Genomic DNA, 18,732 nt, shown 5'->3' on the forward strand with positions numbered 1-18,732 from the left:
CATAAGATGCATGGCATGGGCACCACGCGGTGGGCCCGCTGCCTTGATCCCCACCATGACTGATTTTGCCCCGCTTTCCACCGCCAAACGCTGGGCTTTGGGATCCACCGACAAGCCTCCCACTTCGCTGGGCCGCTTTGAACTGAAAAAGCTGCTGGGCCGGGGCGCCCAGGCCACCGTGTGGCTGGCGCTGGACCCGCGCCTGCAGCGCGAGGTGGCCATCAAGCTCATGCGCCCCGTGGAGGACCAGGACCCGTCGGTGCTGGAGCACTGGCTGCGCGAAGCCCGGCATGTGGGGCGCCTGGCGCACCCCTTCATCGTTCCGGTGTTTGAGGCCGATGTGCAGGGCCGCCAGCCCTACATCGTGTTCGAGTACGTTCCAGGCAAGACGCTGGCCGAGCATCTGGCGCAGCAGGGGCGCTGCACGCCGCACGACGCAGTGGCGCTGATGGTGGATGTGCTGGATGGCCTGCAAGCCGCACACCAGGCCGGCATCGTGCACCGCGACCTCAAGCCTTCCAACATCATGATCGACACCCAGCGCCACGCGCGGGTGATGGACTTTGGCATGGCGGCGCCGGTGCAGGCTGTGCCGGATTCGCAACTGGCCAGTGGCACCCCGGCGTACCTCGCGCCCGAGGCGGCGGCCGGGGCGGCCCCTGCACCGGCCATGGATGTGTATTCGGCCGCCCTGGTGCTGGTGGAGCTGCTCACGGGCCGGCCACTGATCCACCAGAAGGACGCCTGGCAGGCGCTGTACCGCGTTGCCAACGAAACCCTGGTGCTGCCGGAAGACCTGGGGCCGGGCGTGGACGACGCCCTGCGGGCCATTTTGCAACGTGCGATGGCGCGCGAGCCGGGCCAGCGCTATCCGTCGGCGGCGGAGTTTCGCGATGCCTTGCGTGCCTGGGCCGCTCCGGCCAGCGCGCCCACGGCCGCCAGCAATGCCACGCTCGACTTCCTGCTGCGGCGCATGCGCCACAAAAGCGACTTTCCGGCGCTGTCGGACTCGGTGGCGCGCATCCAGCGCGTGGCCAACTCCGAGGACGACAGCATCAGCGATCTCACACACGAGATCCTCAAGGATGTGGCGCTCACCAACAAGTTGCTGCGCTTGGTCAACAGCGTGCATTTCGCGCATGCGGGCCGGGGCACCATCAGCACCGTGTCGCGGGCCGTGAGCCTGGTGGGCTTCAACGCCGTGCGCAACATGGCACTCAGCCTGGTGCTGCTGGACCACATGCAGGACAAGGCCCATGCAAGCCAGATGCGCGAGGAGTTTTTGCGCGCCATGATGGCTGGCTCGGTGGCGGCGGAGCTGTGCGAGCCCGGCCAGGCGGCTGAAGAGGCCTTCATTGGCGCGATGTTCCAGAACCTGGGCCGCATGTTGTGCGAGTTCTATTTTCCGGAAGAGGCGCGCCAGGTGCGCGCCCTGATGGAGACTGGCCGCGTGGAGGGGGGCGAAGAGTCGGCCGCGCTGCAGGTGCTGGGCCTGGGCTTCGAGGACCTGGGGGTGGGCGTGGCCCGCGTCTGGGGGCTGCCCGAGAGCCTGCAGCGCTGCATGCGCAAGCCCCTGGGCTCGCCCATGCAACGCGCGCCGGAGCAGGGGGTGGAGCGCCTGCGCTGGGTGGCGATGGCTGCCAATGAGGTGGCCAGCACCTTGCTGGCGAGCGATGCCGCGTCGCTGGAAGCCCGCCTGGGCCAGATCGGCACCCGCTATTCCCGTACGCTGGCGCTGTCTCCCGCAGCGATTTCGGAGGGCACTTTGCGCGCCCGCCACAAGCTCGTGGCGCTGGCCGAGGCGCTGGACCTGCGCGTAGCCCCCGGCACGCCTGCGGCGCGGCTGCTGCAGCTGCCCCCGGCGGCCGGTGCCGGGCCCGCGCAGGATGACGCCCTGGGCTCGCACGAGCTGCGGGCCAGCGAAACCCAGCCCTTGCCAGCGGTGCTGGAGTCGCAGGCCAGCGGCGCCGTGTCGGTCGCGCAGGTCAACGAAGTGCTGGCAGCGGGCATCCAGGACATTACCAATGCCATGGTCGAGAGTTTTCAGCTCAACGACGTGTTGCGCATGATCCTGGAGACCATGTTCCGCGCGCTGGGGTTTCGGCGCATGGTGTTTTGCCTGCGTGAGGCACGCACCGATTTGCTGACCGGCCGCTTTGGCCTGGGCGAGGGCAGCGATGCCGCCGTGCGTGCCATGAAAGTCCCGCTCAAGGCGCCGGGCGACCTGTTTGCCGCCGTCTGCCTGCGCGGTGCCGATACGCTCATCAACGACGCGACGGAGCCCAAGATGCAGGCCCGCCTGCCCGAGTGGTACCGCGCGGGGCTCAATGCCCCCTCGTTCCTGCTGCTTCCGCTGCAGATCAAGGGGCAGACGTTTGCGCTTATCTATGCCGACCAGTCCACGGCAGGGGGCATCGTGGTGGACGACAAGGCCCTGGGCCTGCTGCGCACCCTGCGCAACCAGGCGGTGATGGCCTTCCGCCAGGCGGGGTGACGGTGGCGCGGCCCCAAGGGCCGCGATAATCCCTCGATGGCCGTTGTTTTTGAAAAGCCCTCGCTCGCCCAGCGTTTTCTTCCCCTGTTTCGCGGGTTTGACCTGCCGCTCATGCTGGTGGTGGGGTTGCTCGCCTGCGCCGGGCTGGTGGCCATGTATTCATCGGGCTACGACCACGGCACACGGTTTTCGGACCATGGGCGCAACATGCTCATTGCGGGTGCCATTTTGTTCATGGTGGCCCAGGTGCCGCCCCAGAAAATCATGCTGTTCGCTGTGCCGCTGTATGCGGCTGGCGTGGCGCTGCTCTTGGCGGTGGCGCTGTTTGGCATCACCAAAAAAGGGGCGACGCGCTGGATCAATGTGGGCATCGTCATCCAGCCCAGCGAGATCCTGAAAATTGCCATGCCCCTGATGCTGGCCTGGTGGTTCCAGAAACGCGAGGGCACCTTGCGCCCGCTCGACTTTGCGGCGGCAGGGCTGCTGCTGGCCGTTCCGGTGGGGCTGATCATGAAGCAGCCCGATCTGGGTACGTCGCTACTGGTTCTGGCAGCTGGCCTGTCCGTGATCTTCTTTGCCGGGCTCTCCTGGAAACTGGTGCTGCCGCCGGTGGTGCTGGGGGGCGTGGGCATCCTGGCCCTGGTGTTGCTGGGGGACCAGTTGTGCGCGGACGGCGTGCGCTGGTCGGTGCTGCACGACTACCAGCAGCAGCGCATCTGCACCCTGCTCGACCCCACACGCGACCCGCTGGGCAAGGGGTTCCACATCATCCAGGGCATGATCGCCATCGGCTCGGGTGGCATGTGGGGCAAGGGTTTCATGGCGGGTACCCAGACGCATCTGGAGTTCATCCCCGAGCGCACCACCGACTTCATCTTTGCCGCGTTTTCCGAGGAGTTCGGGCTGGCAGGCAACCTGTTTCTGCTGGTCTGCTTTTTGATGCTGGTCTGGCGCGGCCTGGCCATCGCCGCAGGGGCCACCAGCCTGTTCGGACGCCTGATGGCCGGGGCGGTCTCGATGATCTTTTTCACCTATGCCTTTGTGAACATGGGCATGGTCAGCGGCATCCTGCCCGTGGTGGGCGTGCCGCTGCCTTTCATCAGCTATGGCGGCACCGCCATGGTCACCCTGGGCCTGGCGCTGGGCATCCTGATGTCGGTGGCCCGGGCCCAGAGGCAGGACCCCAAGGACGCTCGGCCTGCCCTATAGCCATGGGCTCCGCTGGGAGATCAGGAACACCTTCCAGGGTCTTTACCCAGGCGTTGCGTGCAGGGCGGCAAGAGGGTACAAACCGGCAGGCCAACTGTGCCTTGGCCTATGCAACCGGAGGGATTCCCTATGGCGGCGAAGTTCGAGCTGAAGAAGTCGAAGAACGATAAATTTGTCTTCAACCTGTTGGCCTCCAATGGCCAGATCATCCTCACCAGCGAGATGTACGAATCACGGGCCAGTGCACTGAACGGCATCGAATCCGTGCGCAAGAACGCTCCCGATGATGGCCGCTTCGGTCGCCTGAGTGCCAAGGATGGATCGCCCTATTTCACGCTCAAGGCGGGCAATGGCCAGGTGATCGGCCAAAGCCAGATGTATTCCGGTGCCAAGGCGCGCGATGCGGGCATCGAGTCGGTGCAGACCCATGCGCCCCAGGCCGTCCTGGACGATCAGACGGCAGTTTGATGCTCTGGGCAGGTGCGTTGTGGCAGGGGGCATGTGCCCCCTTGTCCGGTAAGGCGGGGCTGCGCGCCTAAAATGCCCTGATGACTTCCCGCTCCACCACTGCCGCGCCCCAGCGTGCGGCCACCAGCCAGCGCATCGATGTCGCTCGCGAATTGTTGCTGACCCCTTTCGGGCTTGACGAAAGCCATCTGGCACGGGCACTGGCCGAGATCCGTACCCACAAGGTAGACGATGCCGACCTGTACTTCCAGTACACCCGCAGCGAGGGCTGGAGCCTCGAAGAGGGCATCGTCAAGACCGGTTCCTTCAGCATCGACCAGGGTGTGGGTGTGCGCGCGGTGAGCGGCGAGAAGACGGCGTTTGCCTATTCGGACGACATCTCCGAGGCGTCCTTGTTGGACGCAGCCCGAACTGTAAGGTCTATTTCGACCGCAGCGCAGGCGGGTAAATCGCGAGTAGCTCCTAAAAAAGTAGCGGCAGGCCGCAGCCTGTACCCCGGCGTGGACCCCATTGCCTCGCTCGACAGCACCGCCAAGGTGGCCTTGCTGGAAAAGCTGGAGCAGCGCGCCCGCGCCAAGGACCCGCGCGTGGCGCAGGTCATGGCCGGGCTGGCGAGCGAATACGACGTGGTGCTGGTGGCCCGTGCCGACGGCACCCTGGCGGCCGATGTGCGCCCGCTGGTGCGCCTGTCGGTCACGGTGATCGCCGAGCAGAATGGCCGCCGCGAAATGGGTTCGGCGGGCGGCGGTGGTCGTTTCGGCCTGGCCTATTTTGACGACGAGCAGATGGGCAAGTACGTGGACGAGGCCGTGAATGCGGCCCTGGTCAACCTCGAATCGCGCCCCGCCCCTGCGGGTGAGATGACGGTGGTGCTGGGGTCTGGCTGGCCCGGCATCCTGCTGCACGAAGCCATTGGCCACGGGCTGGAAGGCGACTTCAACCGCAAGGGCTCGAGCGCATTCAGCGGCCGCATCGGCCAGCGCGTGGCGGCCAAGGGCGTGACGGTGCTGGACGACGGCACCATCGCCGACCGCCGTGGATCGCTCAACGTGGACGACGAGGGCCACGCCAGCCAGCGCAATGTGCTGATCGAGGACGGCATCTTGAAGGGCTACATCCAGGATTCGCTCAACGCGCGCCTGATGGGTGTGGCACCCACTGGCAACGGTCGGCGTGAGAGCTATGCCCACATTCCCATGCCGCGCATGACCAACACGTACATGCTGGGCGGCGACAAGGACCCGCAGGAAATCATCGCCAGCATCAAGAAGGGCCTGTACGCCAGCAACTTCGGCGGCGGACAGGTGGACATTACCTCGGGAAAATTCGTGTTCTCGGCCAGCGAAGCCTACTGGGTGGAAAACGGCAAGATCCAATACCCCGTGAAAGGCGCGACCATCATCGGCAGCGGCCCCGAGTCGCTCAAGAAGGTCACCATGATCGGCAACGACATGCGCCTTGACAGCGGCGTAGGCACCTGCGGCAAGGAAGGCCAGAGCGTACCCGTGGGCGTGGGCCAGCCTACGCTGCGTATCGAGGGGTTGACGGTGGGTGGGACGGCCTGACGATCGGCGACAGCGTTCCTGCTTCGGCTCGACACGCTGACTGTTGCTCGCTTCCACCATCTTTGGCCTTGTGCGGTGCACAAAGCGCATGGTGCATGCCCTGGCAGCGCAAAATGGCGCATGCCCGCGACGCGCCCCAGTCAGCTACTGACCCTTCAGTCATTTGGCGACATCAGCCGCTTTCTGCGTGAAGGCGTGGCCGATGAGGAATCTCGCCAACTGCGCGATAGCTTGAGCGCGCTCTCAACGCAGATCGACGAGGCGGTGCGCATCCGGCGCACCAGCACCGATACCGCCGCCATCACCCGGCGTGTGTTGACTTTGTCGCATTGCGCCCGCGAGCACCAGCTGTTCCTGACCGGTCTGGGATCGGCCTGGCACGCGTTGTACGAGTTCGGGGCCTATGAGCGTGCGCTGAGGGAGTTGCGCAATGCGATCGCGGACTGGCAGCAGATGCTGGAGCGGCGCAGCCCGAAGGAAAGTGCGAGTTTCGACCAGTTCGAGCTTCTGGCCTGGCGCACGCTGGGCGAGGCGCTGCTGCTCATCGACATGTATGAGCACCAGAGCGATCAACCCAGTGACCTGCAGGATCGCGCGCCTCCGCGCAAGCTGTCAGTGCTGCAACGTGCGAGCGCCTGGTTTCGTCGCTGGCGGCGTTGAATCAGGGTGTTGGAAGTGGGCCTGGTGGGCATCCGGATTATCTGCGCTGTCGCGCAATCGCAACAATCCGGGGGTGCTTCACTGCCGCACTCCTGTGCTACATTGGCTGCCATGCAAGTTCGCAGCGCGTTTTATTTTTGGTTTTTTATCTCGGTCCCCGGCGGATGAGAGGAAAACGCGCAAGCAAACACAACCTTCCCATACCAACCGCCGACGCTGCAAAGCCCGGCGGTTTTTGTTTTTCTGCCCTCCCGTTTTTTCATCCCTCCCACTACTTTTACTCCACGAGGAAGCAACCATGACGGCCACCACCACCCCGACCAGCGATGCCTGGTACCGCAGCGTCGAGAAAACCAGCCAGACCGACGACGAACGTATCAAGGACATTACAGTGTTGCCTCCTCCCGAGCATCTGATCCGCTTTTTCCCGATCCGTGGAACGCCGGTCGAGACGCTGATCACCCAGACCCGCAAGAACATCCACAACATCATGGCCGGCAAGGATGACCGCCTGCTGGTGGTGATCGGCCCATGCTCCATCCACGATCCGGCTGCCGCTGTTGAGTACGCGCGCCGCCTCATGGCCGCGCGCACGCAGTACGCCGACACCCTGGAAATCGTGATGCGGGTGTACTTTGAGAAGCCACGCACCACGGTGGGCTGGAAGGGCCTCATCAACGACCCGTACCTCGACGAAAGCTACCGCATCGACGAAGGCCTGCGCATTGCGCGCCAGCTGCTGATCGAAATTAACCGCCTTGGCATGCCCGCCGGCAGCGAGTTCCTGGATGTGATTTCGCCCCAGTACATCGGCGACCTCATCAGCTGGGGCGCCATCGGCGCCCGCACCACAGAAAGCCAAGTGCACCGCGAGCTGGCCTCCGGCATCTCGGCGCCTATCGGCTTCAAGAACGGCACGGATGGCAACATCCGCATTGCCACCGACGCGATCCAGTCGGCCAGCCGGGGCCACCACTTCCTGTCGGTGCATAAAAACGGCCAGGTGGCCATCGTCAACACCAAGGGCAACAAGGATTGCCACGTGATCCTGCGCGGCGGCAAGACGCCCAACTACGACGCTGCCAGCGTGGCCGCTGCCTGCAAGGACCTCGAATCTGCCAAGCTGCCCGCCACCCTGATGGTGGACTGCAGCCATGCCAACAGCAGCAAGCAACATGAAAAGCAGCTCGACGTGGCGCGCGACATCGCCGCTCAGCTCGCCGGTGGCTCGCGCAGTGTGTTCGGCCTCATGATCGAGAGCCACCTCACCGCCGGTGCCCAGAAGTTCTCACCGGGCAAGGACCAGCCCGGCGCGCTGGAGTATGGCAAGAGCATCACGGACGCCTGCCTGGGCTGGGACGATTCGCTGACGGCGCTGGCTGAGCTGTCTGACGCCGTGAAGGCGCGCCGCGCGCGGTGATCTGCGCCGCCGGCCGAAGGCCCTAAACTGGAAACCCGTGGCGGGCCGTGCAAGGGAGCACGGCAGTCGCCGCCACGGTTTCAGTAGATAGAAAGGCAAACCATCATGCACAGCGAAGTGTCGGTCCGTCTGGCCGGAAACCAGGAATTCCGTTTTGATCTGGAGGGCGCCGAGCCCATGGGCCACGAGGCTGGCAGGCGCTGGCTGGATGATCAGTTCACCGCGCTCGATTGCGAGCCCCTGCGCGCCAGCGGCAAGGTGCTGCTGGCGGACAAGGTGCTCACCGTGGCCCGCGCTGCGGGGGCTTCGTTGCTAGCCAACCCGGCATGGTCCCGTGACTTTGCGCGCGCTGCCAGCGCTGCACTCGCCAAGCCCGTGGTGCGCGTGGACGTCCCGGGCATGGCGGTATCGTTCTGATTTTTGAAGTAAATCAGGCCCCGGCGCTTGCCTGGTAAGCGTTGACAGCTATTTATTTTGTAGCGATTCCAGCAGTTTGGCGTGGATGCCGCCAAATCCCCCGTTGCTCATGCATACGATGTGATCCCCCGGGCGGGCTGCCGCTGTGACCTGTTTTACCAGGGTGTTGATGTCGGCAGCGGTTTGCGCCCGCAGGCCTGGGCCCACGCCCAGGGGGGCTAGGGCCTGCGCCGCGTCCCAGTCCAGCCCGGCCGTGTGACAGAACGCGAGGTCGGCAGGCTCCAGCGCCCACGGCAGTTGGGCCTTCATGGCGCCCAGTTTCATGGTGTTGCTGCGGGGCTCGAACACCGCCAGGATGCGCGCACCCTGGCCCAGGCTGCGGCGCAGGCCGTCCAGCGTGGTTCTCAGGGCGGTGGGGTGGTGGGCGAAGTCGTCATACACCGCAACGCCATTCACGGTGCCGCGCAGTTCCATGCGCCGCTTCACGTTCTGAAAGGTGGCCAGTGCCGTAGCGGCCTGCTCGGGGCTCACGCCCACATGGTGGGCGGCGGCAATGGCCGCCAGTGCGTTGAGCTGGTTGTGCACGCCGGTCAGCGCCCACTCCACCCGGGCGGCCTTGCGCCCCTGGTGCAGCACGTCGAATGCCTGGGGGTCGCCTTGTGCCGAAAAGTCGCTGACGGCTTCGCCGAAGCTGGCCACTTCGCTCCAGCAGCCCGTGTGCAACACGCGGGTGAGGCTTTCTTCGAGACCGTTGACCACCACACGGCCCGATGGCGGCACCGTGCGCACGAGGTGGTGAAATTGCCGCTCGATGGCGGCCAGGTTGTCAAAGATGTCTGCGTGGTCGAACTCCAGGTTGTTCAGCACCGCAGTGCGAGGGCGGTAGTGCACAAACTTGCTGCGCTTGTCGAAGAAGGCGGTGTCGTATTCGTCAGCCTCGATCACGAACAGCGGCGCGGCCCCCAGCGGCGCACTGCCGGGTGATGGTCGCCGGGGCGCCCCCAGACGGGCGGACACGCCGAAATTCAACGGTACTCCGCCAATCAGAAAACCTGGCTGTTGCCCGGCGCTTTCCAGAATCCAGGCCAGCATTGATGTGGTGGTTGTCTTGCCATGGGTGCCAGCAACCGCCAGCACATGGCGGCCTTGTAGTACATGCTCGGCCAGCCACTGCGGGCCGCTGGTGTAGGGCAGGCCTGCGTCCAGGATGGCTTCCATCAACGGAAACTTGGGCGAGCCGTCAGGCAGGCGGACGCGGCTGACCACGTTGCCGATGACAAACATGTCGGGCTGCAGGGCCAGTTGGTCGGCGCCAAAACCTTCGATCAGATCGATGCCCAGGGCCCGCAATTGGTCGCTCATCGGCGGGTAAACGCCAGCGTCGCAACCCGTCACCTTGTGGCCTGCCTCGCGCGCGAGCGCGGCCAGGCCGCCCATGAACGTGCCGCAGATGCCCAGTATGTGTATATGCATGGGCGCAGATTCTAAGGTTCAATAAAAAACAAGCCCCTAGCGCTTGGTGGATAAGCGCGAGAAGCTATGAAAAATATAGTGACCCTGGGCATATCTAGGGGTAACCCGTAGTCCAGGCAGGTGCTTCGGGCCACAATGCGGTTTCTTTTCCTGCCACCACCATCCCCTACCGCCATGCACACACCTTTGAGCGACGAAATCGCCCACACCACGGCTCGGCTGGTGGTGGAAGAGGGCCTGGAATGGGGCCCGGCCAAGCGCCGTGCGCTGCGCCAGATGGGCTTGCCTGCCCGCACGCCCCTGCCGAGCAACGACCAGGTCGAGGCCGCCGTACGGGAGTACATCCAGCTCTTTTGTGCCGATACGCAGCCGCACGAGCTGCGGGCGCTGCGCCAGCTGGCCCTCGTGTGGATGGAGCGCATGGCGGCCTTCCGTCCCCATCTGGCGGGGGCTGTATGGCATGGTACAGCCACGCGGCTGTCCGACATTTACCTGCAGTTGTTCTGCGATGACTCCAAATCTGCAGAAATAGCGCTCATCGATCACCATGTGGACTACGAGCCACGCACGGTCACCGGTTTTCATGGTGAGTCGGTCGAAGCGCTGAGCCTGGGCAGCAAGTCGCCCGAACTCAATGAGATGATCGGGGTGCACTTGATGATCTATGACCTCGATGACCTGCGCGGCGCATTGCGCCCGGATGCCCAAGGGCGTGTGCCGCGCGGTGACATGACCGCCGTTCGGCGCCTGCTCCAGGAAACCCCTGCCCCATGACAAGCCCTTCCGATCGCCCTGAGTCCATCCCCGCCACCAGCGATGCGCAACCGTCGGCCGCACGTAGGCGACTGCTGTACGCCGGGGTGGCAGGCGCAGCAGCGTTGGGTGGTGCCGGCCTGGCATGGTGGAAGTTCCGGCCCCATGCCATGGAGCATGGGGTGGAAGAAGCGCTCTGGGCGATGGAGTTTGAAAAGCCTGAAGGGGGCGTGGTGGCGCTGAAGTCTCTGGCTGGCAAGCCGCTGCTGCTGAACTTCTGGGCCACCTGGTGCCCGCCCTGTGTGGAAGAGCTGCCCATGCTCAATGCTTTCTATCGCCAACAGGCGCCGAACGGATGGCAAGTTCTGGGATTGGCCATCGACCAGCCCTCTGCCGTGCGCAAGTTTCTGCAGCGTATTCCGCTGGAGTTCCCCGTGGGCCTTGCCGGACTGGGCGGTACCGACCTGGGGCGATCACTGGGCAACCTTACCGGTGGCCTGCCGTTTACCGTGGTGCTCGGGGGCAACGGACGTGTCCTGCACCGTAAAATGGGGCAAATCACCCCGCAAGACCTCCAGCTGTGGGCGCCTCTGCGCTGATCGACCAAGCCTTCTGTTCGGCATTTTTGTGGCCCCGAGTTGGGTATCGGCATGATGTAGTTCATCAAAAATACCTGTGGAAGACGGAGATAGGCGGAAATTGGAGTAAATTCGCGCCCTATTCAGTCATGACTTGCGCAAAGCAGGGCTCAGGCAAGCGGCTCGCCCAACGCGATGCGGCTGTCGCGTCCCGATTGGCGTGAGTCCTATCAGTTTTATAGCCGTTGGAGCTCCCATGGATCTGCGAAAACTCAAAACCCTCATCGATCTCGTGTCCGAGTCGAACGTATCTGAACTCGAAATCACGGAAGCCGAGGGCAAAGTCCGCATCGTCAAGAGCGTGGGTGGTGTCGTTCAGCAGTACGTCCCCGCACCGATGCAAGCGCCTGCGCCCCCTGCGTCTGCCGCCGCCCAAGTCGCCGAGCTGCCTGCGCCCTCGGCACCTGCAGTCCCTGCTGGCCACATCGTCAAGTCACCCATGGTGGGCACGTTCTACCGTTCGTCCAGCCCTGGCGCCAAGGCTTTTGTCGAAGTCGGCAGCCAGGTCAAGGAAGGCGAAACCATCTGCATCATCGAAGCGATGAAGATCCTCAACGAAATCGAGGCTGACAAGTCTGGCACCGTCACCCGCATCCTGGGTGAAAACGGTCAGGCCGTGGAATACGGCCAACCTTTGTTCGTCATCGAATAAGGCGCGCATGTTCAAGAAAATCCTGGTCGCAAACAGAGGGGAGATCGCCCTTCGCATTCAGCGCGCCTGCCATGAGTTGGGTGTCAAGGCCGTGATGGTCTACTCCGAGGCCGACCGCGACGCCAAATACGTCAAGCTCGCCGAAGAAGCGGTGTGCATCGGCCCAGCGCCCTCGCCGTTGTCCTACCTGAACATGCCAGCCATCATCTCGGCCGCCGAGGTGACCGACGCCGAGGCCATTCACCCCGGCTATGGCTTCCTGTCTGAGAACGCAGATTTCGCCGAGCGCGTGGAAAAGAGTGGCTTCCAGTTCATCGGCCCCACCCCCGAGTCGATCCGCATCATGGGCGACAAGGTGTCCGCCAAGCAGGCCATGATCCGCGCAGGCGTGCCTTGCGTGCCGGGCTCTGAGGGCGAGTTGCCCGACGATCCGGTGCAGATCCGCCGCATCGCCAAGGCCGTGGGCTACCCGGTGATCATTAAGGCCGCAGGCGGCGGTGGTGGCCGTGGCATGCGCGTGGTGCATACCGAAGCTGCCTTGGTCAATGCGGTGCAGATGACCAAGGCCGAGGCGGGCGCTGCGTTTGGCAATCCTGCGGTGTACATGGAGAAGTTCCTCCAGAACCCGCGCCACATCGAAATCCAGATCCTGGCCGACAAGCACCGCAATGCGGTGTATTTGGGCGAGCGCGACTGCTCCATGCAACGCCGCCACCAGAAGGTCATCGAAGAGGCTCCAGCCCCCGGCATCCCCCGCAAACTGATCGAGAAGATCGGCGAGCGCTGCGTGGCCGCGTGCAAGAAGATCGGCTACCGTGGTGCGGGCACGTTCGAGTTCCTGTACGAAAACGGCGAGTTCTACTTCATCGAGATGAACACTCGTGTGCAAGTGGAACACCCCGTCACCGAGTGGATCACCGGCGTGGACATCGTGAAGACGCAGATCATGGTCGCGGCGGGCGAGAAGCTGCCGTTCACCCAGCGCCAGATCGAGATCCGGGGCCATGCCATCGAGTGCCGGATCAATGCGGAAGACCCTTACAAGTTCATTCCGTCGCCCGGGCGTATCACAACGTGGCATCCACCAGGCGGCCCCGGCGTGCGTGTGGATTCGCATGCGTACACCAACTACTTTGTGCCGCCTAACTACGACTCGATGATCGGCAAGATCATCGTGCACGGCGACACGCGCGAGCAGGCCCTGGCCCGCATGCGCACGGCGCTGTCCGAGACGGTGATCGAAGGCATCAACACCAACGTGCCGCTGCACCGCGAGCTGATGGTGGACGCCAAGTTCATGGCCGGTGGCACCAACATCCATTACCTGGAAGAGTGGCTGTCGCAGCACAAGCGCTGAAATCGTATTGCGCAGTCATTCACATGCTGGCTCCTGGCAACGGGTGCCAGCATTTCACTTTTTCTGAGAGGCTTCTATGTTTGAGCTGAGTCTGATGTGTCCCGAGGATCGGATCGAGGCGGTCAGCGATGCGCTGGATGCGCTGGATGCGCTGAGCGTTTCGGTGGAGGACGCTGATGCCCAGACCGACGCCGAGCAGGCCTTGTTTGGCGAGCCTGGCATGCCGCCGCCCAAGGATGGCTGGCAGCGCAGCAGGGTGGTGGCGCTCTTTCCTTCGGAGGTGGCAGCCCGGGAGGCCCAGCAACTGCTGGTGGTGCAGGATTTTTTTGCGGGCTGCCAGGTGCTGGGGGTTGCCCACGTGCCCGAGCAGGACTGGGTGCGGCTCACGCAATCGCAATTTGCGCCTGTGGACATCACGCCGGATTTTTGGATAGTTCCTACCTGGCACGAACTTCCCGCCGAGGCAAAGCGCAGCATCCGGCTGGATCCGGGCCTGGCGTTTGGCACCGGCACCCACCCCACGACGCGCATGTGTCTGCGCTGGATTGCCCGTAACGGTGCCACCGAGTCGTCCATGGGCAATCCGCTGGGCCGGGTTCTGGACTATGGCTGTGGCTCTGGCATCCTCGCCATTGGTGCGGCCAAGTTTGGTGCCACGGACATCGATGCGGTCGATATTGATCCTGCGGCGGTCGAGTCCACCGCGCTGAATGCACAGGCCAATGACGTACGGCTCCACGCGGGACTGCCCGACAAGGCACGGGGTGAATACCAGACGGTGCTGGCAAACATTCTTGCCACCCCCTTGCGCGTGCTGGCGCCCCTCTTGTGCAGCCACGTCGCGCCCGGCGGGAATCTGGTGCTGGCAGGCATTTTGGAACGCCAGGCTGAGGAGTTGAAAGAGGCATATGCTCCCTGGCTTCAGCTCGATGTGGCGGATACAGAAGATGGCTGGATATTGATGACCGCCCGACGCTGAGACGGGGCCGAAGCCCGCTTCGCCGGGGTCGCACGCGCCTCTACAATCCATCGCTGATGAGCCAGATCACTCGCTGCCCGTCCTGCTCTACCTCATTCAAGGTGGTGGCGGACCAATTGCGCATCTCGCAAGGGTGGGTGCGTTGTGGTCAATGCAAAGAGGTGTTTGATGCTTCGGCGCACCTGCTTCCAGCGGCTCCACCAGCGTTGTTGCCCGATGTCTCGTTGACCGACATACGTCCGCCATCCATGGCGGTGGCGCGCAAGGCAGAGACGGGGCGGTCATGGGGTGAGCCGACTTCTTCGCCACCACCGGTTGCCCCATCTGCGGGGGCGCTGTCGGCAACCTCCGAAAAACCAGCGTTTTCGCTGTTTCCCGCAGGTACTTCCGACGTAATGGCGGGGTTGCCGGATGCACAGGCCCAGGTGGTGGCTCCGGTTCTAGAGGTTCCTCAGCCTGCGGTGCCTGCGTTTCTGTCTGCGGCAGCCGGGGCGGTGGCACCTGGTGCCGATGCGGGAATCGGCCCCTTCACTCCATTTGCCTGGCGCCCGGACTCCGTGCGCAATGTGCCAACAACGGGCGGGGATGTTGCAGGGATGCGGAGCGATGCCGTCGCCTTGCCTCCTTTGGCCTTTCCCGAGGTGGCAGCTGATAGGCCATCCTCTTTGCCCAAGGGGGAGCACCCTACTGCCTCGTTGTCAGCCGTCTTGCCCGGTGCAGGCGATGGAACATCACTCCCTGCAGGGTATGAGTTACCTGCTGCTGCTCTTCGAGACGGCGAAGAGGTGGCTTCTGATCCAGCTGCAGCCGTGGCGTTGACCCCTATGGGATATCCCGCACTGGAGTTGCCTACCAAGACGGCGTTGCCGGTGGAAGGTGCGGAGCCGGAAGAGCGGGCTGAAGAGCCCGTGCCGCCGGTGGGTTTTGCGCAGCCCGCGACGCCTGAACCCGAGCCGGAGGCACTTGCGCTCGTGGAAGACCATTCGCCCGCAGCCGTGTTGCAGGCATCGGCTCGCAAGCGATCCTCGGTCCGAAAGGCGTCGGATGCCGTTGCCGAGGACGATGACCCTGAGGCCGGACAGGAAGTCAGCTTTGTAGTCGCTGCCCGGCGCAAGGCGTTCTGGCGCAGGCCGATGGTGCGCACGGTGCTTGGAGTGCTGCTTTTGATGTCTGTGGCGGGACTTGCGCTGCAGGTCGCTGTTCAGGAGCGTGACCGCCTTGCCGCGATGGATGCGCGTGCCAGGCCATGGTTGATGGCGTTGTGCGCTCCCTTGCACTGCGAGATCGCGCCGCCGCGCCAGATTGCGGATGTGGTCATCGACAGTTCTTCGTTCAACAAGGCCCGAGGTGATAGCTATCAACTCGCGCTGACCATGAAGAGCAAGGCCTCGATACCTCTGGCCATGCCCGCCGTCGAGTTGACGTTGACCGATGCGCAGGACCAGCCAGTGCTTCGGCGTGTGCTTTTGCCCACTGACATGGGGGCTCCCATGGAGTTGTCTGCAGGGGGCGAATGGAGTTCGTCCGTGTCAGTGATTGTGACCACCGGCGGAGCGCGTGTTGCTGGCTATCGGTTGCTGGCGTTTTATCCCTGATTTTTTACCAACCTACTTCTTTGATATGGCTGCCCTCATTTGTGGTTCTCTGGCGTTCGACACCATCATGACCTTCGAGGGCCGTTTTGCCGAGCAGATACTGCCCGACCAGCTGCACATCCTGAACGTCTCTTTCCTGGTGCCTTCGTTGCGGCGCGACTTTGGTGGTTGTGCGGGCAACATTGCGTATAGCCTCAAGTTGCTCGGCGGTGAGCCATTGCCAATGGCCATGCTGGGCAGCGATGGCGCTGACTATCTGCAGCGCCTGGAATTGCTGGGTATCAGTGCGCGTCATGTGGGGCAGGTCCAGGACACCTACACCGCACAAGCCATGATCATGACGGACCGTGACAACAACCAGATCACCGCCTTCCACCCTGGGGCGATGATGCAGGCACATGTGAACCGCATCGAGGCAGATGTGGGGGTGAGCGTGGGGATCATCGCGCCGGATGGTCGTGACGCCATGCTTGAACACGCGGCCCAGTTTGTGGCGGCCGGTATTCCTTTTGTATTTGACCCGGGCCAGGGCTTGCCCATGTTCAATGGCGAAGAGCTGGCGAGGTTCGTGGACCAGGCTTCCTGGGTGACGGTCAATGACTACGAGGGGAAAATGCTTTGCGACCGCACGGGCTGGACGCTTGCAGAGATTTCGCGCAAGGTAAAGGGGCTTGTGGTGACGCTGGGCGCGGAGGGCTGCGAGGTCTGGGTGGATGGTCAGAAAACCCATGTACCCGCCGTGGTGCCTGCCCAAGTGGTGGATCCTACGGGGTGTGGTGATGCTTGGCGGGGCGCGTTGTTGTTCGGCCTGGAAAAGGGCTGGCCGCTGGTGCGTTGCGCCGAGCTGGGCAACCGGGTAGGAGCCCTCAAGATTGCACAGCGGGGCCCGCAAAACTACACACTGGATTTCATCCCCGCGTAATAGGGCCAGCTTTCCATGAAGTCACGGGGCGCCATTGCTGCCGGCTTCTTGTGTTGCACGGCGTGTGGTGTGCAACACGAACAGGCACAAAAAAACCCGGTGCGCAGGCACCGGGTTGAGCGTGTGATACGCCAGGATTAAGGCTTGTTGCCCGTAGGGAAGGGCCAGGCTGCCTGAGGATTCAGGGTGGTCTGTGCTGCTGGAGCTGCTGCCGCAGGGGCAGGCGCCTTGGGGGCCTTCTTGGCCGGTGCAGCTTTTTTTGCAGGAGCCTTGGCGGGAGCGGCCTTCTTGGCAGCCGTTGCCTTCTTGGCGGGAGCCGCCTTCTTGGCTGGGGCGGCAGGCTTCTTCGCTGCTACTGCCTTCTTGGCGGGAGCGGCTTTCTTTGCCGGTGCTGCTGCCTTCTTGGCAGGTGCGGCCTTCTTCGCTGCTACTGCCTTCTTGGCGGGAGCGGCTTTCTTTGCCGGTGCTGCTGCCTTCTTGGCGGGTGCGGCCTTCTTCGCTGCTACTGCCTTTTTGGCGGGAGCGGCTTTCTTTGCCGGTGCTGCTGCCTTCTTGGCAGGTGCAGCCTTCTTCGCTGCTACTGCCTTCTTGGCGGGAGCGGCTTTCTTTGCCGGTGCTGCTGCCTTCTTGGCAGGTGCAGCCTTCTTCGCTGCTACTGGTTTTGCAGGTGCAGCTTTTTTCGCTGGGGTCGCCTTCTTAGCGGCTGGTTTTTTCGCAGTTGCCATCATGTTCTCCTTGGGTCAATTTGCAAAGAGCACTTCCTGTCTGCAGTGGACACGAAGCGATCCATGGCGATGGAGAAATCCCCATCGCCATGAACACGGGGACGCCCTGCACCGCAACGCACTGCAGCGCTGCTTGTGGTGGTGGGCGTGGTGTAAAAATCCATGGTGGTGTGTTGCGAAAAGGCGCTAGTCCCAGGACAGCGCACCACCGGATTGGTATTCAATAACCCGGGTCTCGAAGAAGTTGCGTTCCTTCTTGAGGTCAATCATCTCGCTCATCCACGGGAACGGGTTTTCTTCATTGGGAAACAGCGTCTCCAGCCCGATTTGTGTGGCACGGCGGTTGGCGATGTAACGCAGGTATCCCTTGAACATCGATGCATTCATGCCCAGCACGCCGCGCGGCATGGTGTCTTCAGCGTAGCGGTACTCGAGTTCAACCGCCTTGAGGAACAGCGCCTTGATCTCGGCCTTGAATTCAGCGGTCCACAGATGGGGATTTTCCAGCTTGAGCTGGTTGATCAGGTCAATGCCAAAGTTGCAGTGCATCGACTCGTCGCGCAAGATGTACTGGTACTGCTCGGCGGCGCCAGTCATCTTGTTCTGGCGGCCCAGTGCAAGGATCTGTGTGAAGCCGACGTAGAAGAACAGGCCTTCCATCAGGCAGGCAAACACGATCAGCGACTTGAGGAGCGTCTGGTCGGTATCGGGCGTGCCAGTGTGGAAGTTCGGATCCATGATCGCCTCGATGAAGGGGATCAGGAACTGGTCTTTGTCGCGGATGGACTGGACTTCGTTGTACGCGTTGAAAATCTCGCTCTCATCCAGCCCCAGCGATTCCACGATGTACTGATAGGCGTGCGTGTGGATAGCTTCTTCAAAGGCCTGGCGCAGCAGGAACTGGCGGCACTCGGGTGCCGTGATGTGGCGATAGGTGCCCAGCACGATGTTGTTGGCAGCCAGCGAGTCGGCCGTGACAAAGAAGCCCAGGTTGCGCTTGATGATGCGGCGTTCGTCATCGGTCAGGCCATTGGGGTCCTTCCACAACGCGATGTCGCGCGTCATGTTCACTTCCTGAGGCATCCAATGGTTGGCGCAGGTGGCCAGGTATTTTTCCCAGGCCCACTTGTATTTGAACGGGACCAGCTGATTGACATCCGTCTGCCCGTTGATGATGCGTTTGTCGGCGGCGTTCACGCGGCGTTGCGTGGCTGCGGCAGGTGTTGCGTGCGGTGCTGCAGAGGCCGTCATCGGTGCGTGCACTTCCTGCAGTGAGGGGGTTTGGAAAGGCAAAGGCGGCTGTCCCGCCGGGTGGCTTTGGTTCAGTCCACCGTCCAGTTGATTTTGCGATGAGGGCTTGACTTCTTCGTCCCAGGTCAACATAGATTTTCCAGTGTTCGGATTA

17 protein-coding genes and 1 pseudogene are annotated in these 18,732 nt (G+C 63.3%); 15 read left to right on the forward strand and 3 right to left on the reverse strand.

Annotation, left to right across the window (positions count from 1 at the left end; translation table 11 throughout):
- Positions 1 to 55: 55 nt before the first annotated feature.
- The 7 genes from AC2YJX_RS22860 (at position 56) to AC2YJX_RS22890 (ending at position 8,233) form a co-directional block, all read left to right on the forward strand.
- A complete protein-coding gene (locus AC2YJX_RS22860; protein ID WP_487257361.1) occupies positions 56 to 2,494 on the forward strand; it encodes a protein kinase domain-containing protein in 2,439 nt (812 codons plus the stop codon).
- Between the two features lie 36 nt (positions 2,495 to 2,530).
- On the forward strand, positions 2,531 to 3,703 hold the full coding sequence (rodA, locus tag AC2YJX_RS22865) for a rod shape-determining protein RodA (protein WP_487257362.1): 1,173 nt from the start codon (positions 2,531 to 2,533) through the stop codon (positions 3,701 to 3,703).
- A 129-nt stretch (positions 3,704 to 3,832) separates the two neighbouring features.
- Positions 3,833 to 4,171, forward strand: coding sequence for a YegP family protein (locus AC2YJX_RS22870; protein ID WP_176886998.1), 339 nt, complete (start codon positions 3,833 to 3,835; stop codon positions 4,169 to 4,171).
- An 80-nt stretch (positions 4,172 to 4,251) separates the two neighbouring features.
- Positions 4,252 to 5,736 carry a metalloprotease TldD gene (tldD, locus tag AC2YJX_RS22875; RefSeq protein WP_487257363.1) on the forward strand — a complete coding sequence of 495 codons (1,485 nt, stop codon included), beginning with the start codon at positions 4,252 to 4,254 and terminating at the stop codon, positions 5,734 to 5,736.
- 120 nt (positions 5,737 to 5,856) lie between these two features.
- Positions 5,857 to 6,396 carry a hypothetical protein gene (locus AC2YJX_RS22880; RefSeq protein ID WP_487257364.1) on the forward strand — a complete coding sequence of 180 codons (540 nt, stop codon included), beginning with the start codon at positions 5,857 to 5,859 and terminating at the stop codon, positions 6,394 to 6,396.
- A 298-nt stretch (positions 6,397 to 6,694) separates the two neighbouring features.
- Complete coding sequence (locus AC2YJX_RS22885; RefSeq protein ID WP_487257365.1) at positions 6,695 to 7,816, forward strand: 3-deoxy-7-phosphoheptulonate synthase; 1,122 nt, start codon at positions 6,695 to 6,697, stop codon at positions 7,814 to 7,816.
- 105 nt (positions 7,817 to 7,921) lie between these two features.
- Positions 7,922 to 8,233, forward strand: coding sequence for a hypothetical protein (locus AC2YJX_RS22890; RefSeq protein ID WP_487257366.1), 312 nt, complete (start codon positions 7,922 to 7,924; stop codon positions 8,231 to 8,233).
- A gap of 48 nt (positions 8,234 to 8,281) precedes the next feature.
- On the opposite strand, the gene mpl is transcribed toward AC2YJX_RS22890, so the two are convergent.
- Positions 8,282 to 9,706, reverse strand: a complete 1,425-nt coding sequence (gene mpl / locus AC2YJX_RS22895; protein ID WP_121508591.1) for a UDP-N-acetylmuramate:L-alanyl-gamma-D-glutamyl-meso-diaminopimelate ligase — start codon at positions 9,704 to 9,706, stop codon at positions 8,282 to 8,284.
- Positions 9,707 to 9,880: 174 nt separating this feature from the next.
- On the opposite strand from mpl, the gene AC2YJX_RS22900 reads away from it, so the two are divergent.
- The 8 genes and pseudogenes from AC2YJX_RS22900 (at position 9,881) to AC2YJX_RS22935 (ending at position 16,602) form a co-directional block, all read left to right on the forward strand.
- Entirely contained in the window at positions 9,881 to 10,480 is a 600-nt protein-coding gene (locus AC2YJX_RS22900) for a hypothetical protein (RefSeq protein WP_121421126.1), read from the forward strand.
- Complete coding sequence (locus AC2YJX_RS22905) at positions 10,477 to 11,058, forward strand: TlpA family protein disulfide reductase (RefSeq protein ID WP_487257367.1); 582 nt, start codon at positions 10,477 to 10,479, stop codon at positions 11,056 to 11,058. The genes AC2YJX_RS22900 and AC2YJX_RS22905 overlap by 4 nt, the downstream gene beginning before the upstream one ends.
- 235 nt (positions 11,059 to 11,293) lie before the next feature.
- Positions 11,294 to 11,749 (forward strand): acetyl-CoA carboxylase biotin carboxyl carrier protein, encoded by a 456-nt coding sequence (gene accB / locus AC2YJX_RS22910; RefSeq protein ID WP_121421124.1) that lies wholly within the window; start codon positions 11,294 to 11,296, stop codon positions 11,747 to 11,749.
- Between the two features lie 7 nt (positions 11,750 to 11,756).
- Positions 11,757 to 13,106: an acetyl-CoA carboxylase biotin carboxylase subunit gene (gene accC, locus AC2YJX_RS22915; RefSeq protein WP_055395037.1), complete on the forward strand. Its 1,350-nt coding sequence runs from the start codon at positions 11,757 to 11,759 to the stop codon at positions 13,104 to 13,106.
- A gap of 76 nt (positions 13,107 to 13,182) precedes the next feature.
- Positions 13,183 to 14,085, forward strand: a complete 903-nt coding sequence (prmA, locus tag AC2YJX_RS22920; RefSeq protein ID WP_121421123.1) for a 50S ribosomal protein L11 methyltransferase — start codon at positions 13,183 to 13,185, stop codon at positions 14,083 to 14,085.
- 56 nt (positions 14,086 to 14,141) lie between these two features.
- Positions 14,142 to 14,207, forward strand: a pseudogene (locus AC2YJX_RS22925) (MJ0042-type zinc finger domain-containing protein); the annotation flags it as partial.
- A 687-nt stretch (positions 14,208 to 14,894) separates the two neighbouring features.
- Positions 14,895 to 15,680: a DUF3426 domain-containing protein gene (locus tag AC2YJX_RS22930; protein WP_431153126.1), complete on the forward strand. Its 786-nt coding sequence runs from the start codon at positions 14,895 to 14,897 to the stop codon at positions 15,678 to 15,680.
- A gap of 25 nt (positions 15,681 to 15,705) precedes the next feature.
- The gene (locus AC2YJX_RS22935) at positions 15,706 to 16,602 is read left to right on the forward strand and encodes a carbohydrate kinase family protein (protein ID WP_121508595.1); all 897 of its coding nucleotides are present in this window, start codon (positions 15,706 to 15,708) and stop codon (positions 16,600 to 16,602) included.
- A gap of 137 nt (positions 16,603 to 16,739) precedes the next feature.
- Here AC2YJX_RS22935 and AC2YJX_RS22940 read toward each other — a convergent pair whose 3' ends face one another.
- Positions 16,740 to 17,327 (reverse strand): hypothetical protein, encoded by a 588-nt coding sequence (locus AC2YJX_RS22940; RefSeq protein ID WP_055395059.1) that lies wholly within the window; start codon positions 17,325 to 17,327, stop codon positions 16,740 to 16,742.
- Positions 17,328 to 17,513: 186 nt separating this feature from the next.
- Positions 17,514 to 18,710, reverse strand: coding sequence for a ribonucleotide-diphosphate reductase subunit beta (locus AC2YJX_RS22945; protein WP_218301718.1), 1,197 nt, complete (start codon positions 18,708 to 18,710; stop codon positions 17,514 to 17,516).
- Between the last annotated feature and the right edge of the window lie 22 nt (positions 18,711 to 18,732).

The sequence above is a fragment of the Acidovorax sp. SRI_002 genome (assembly GCF_057586455.1).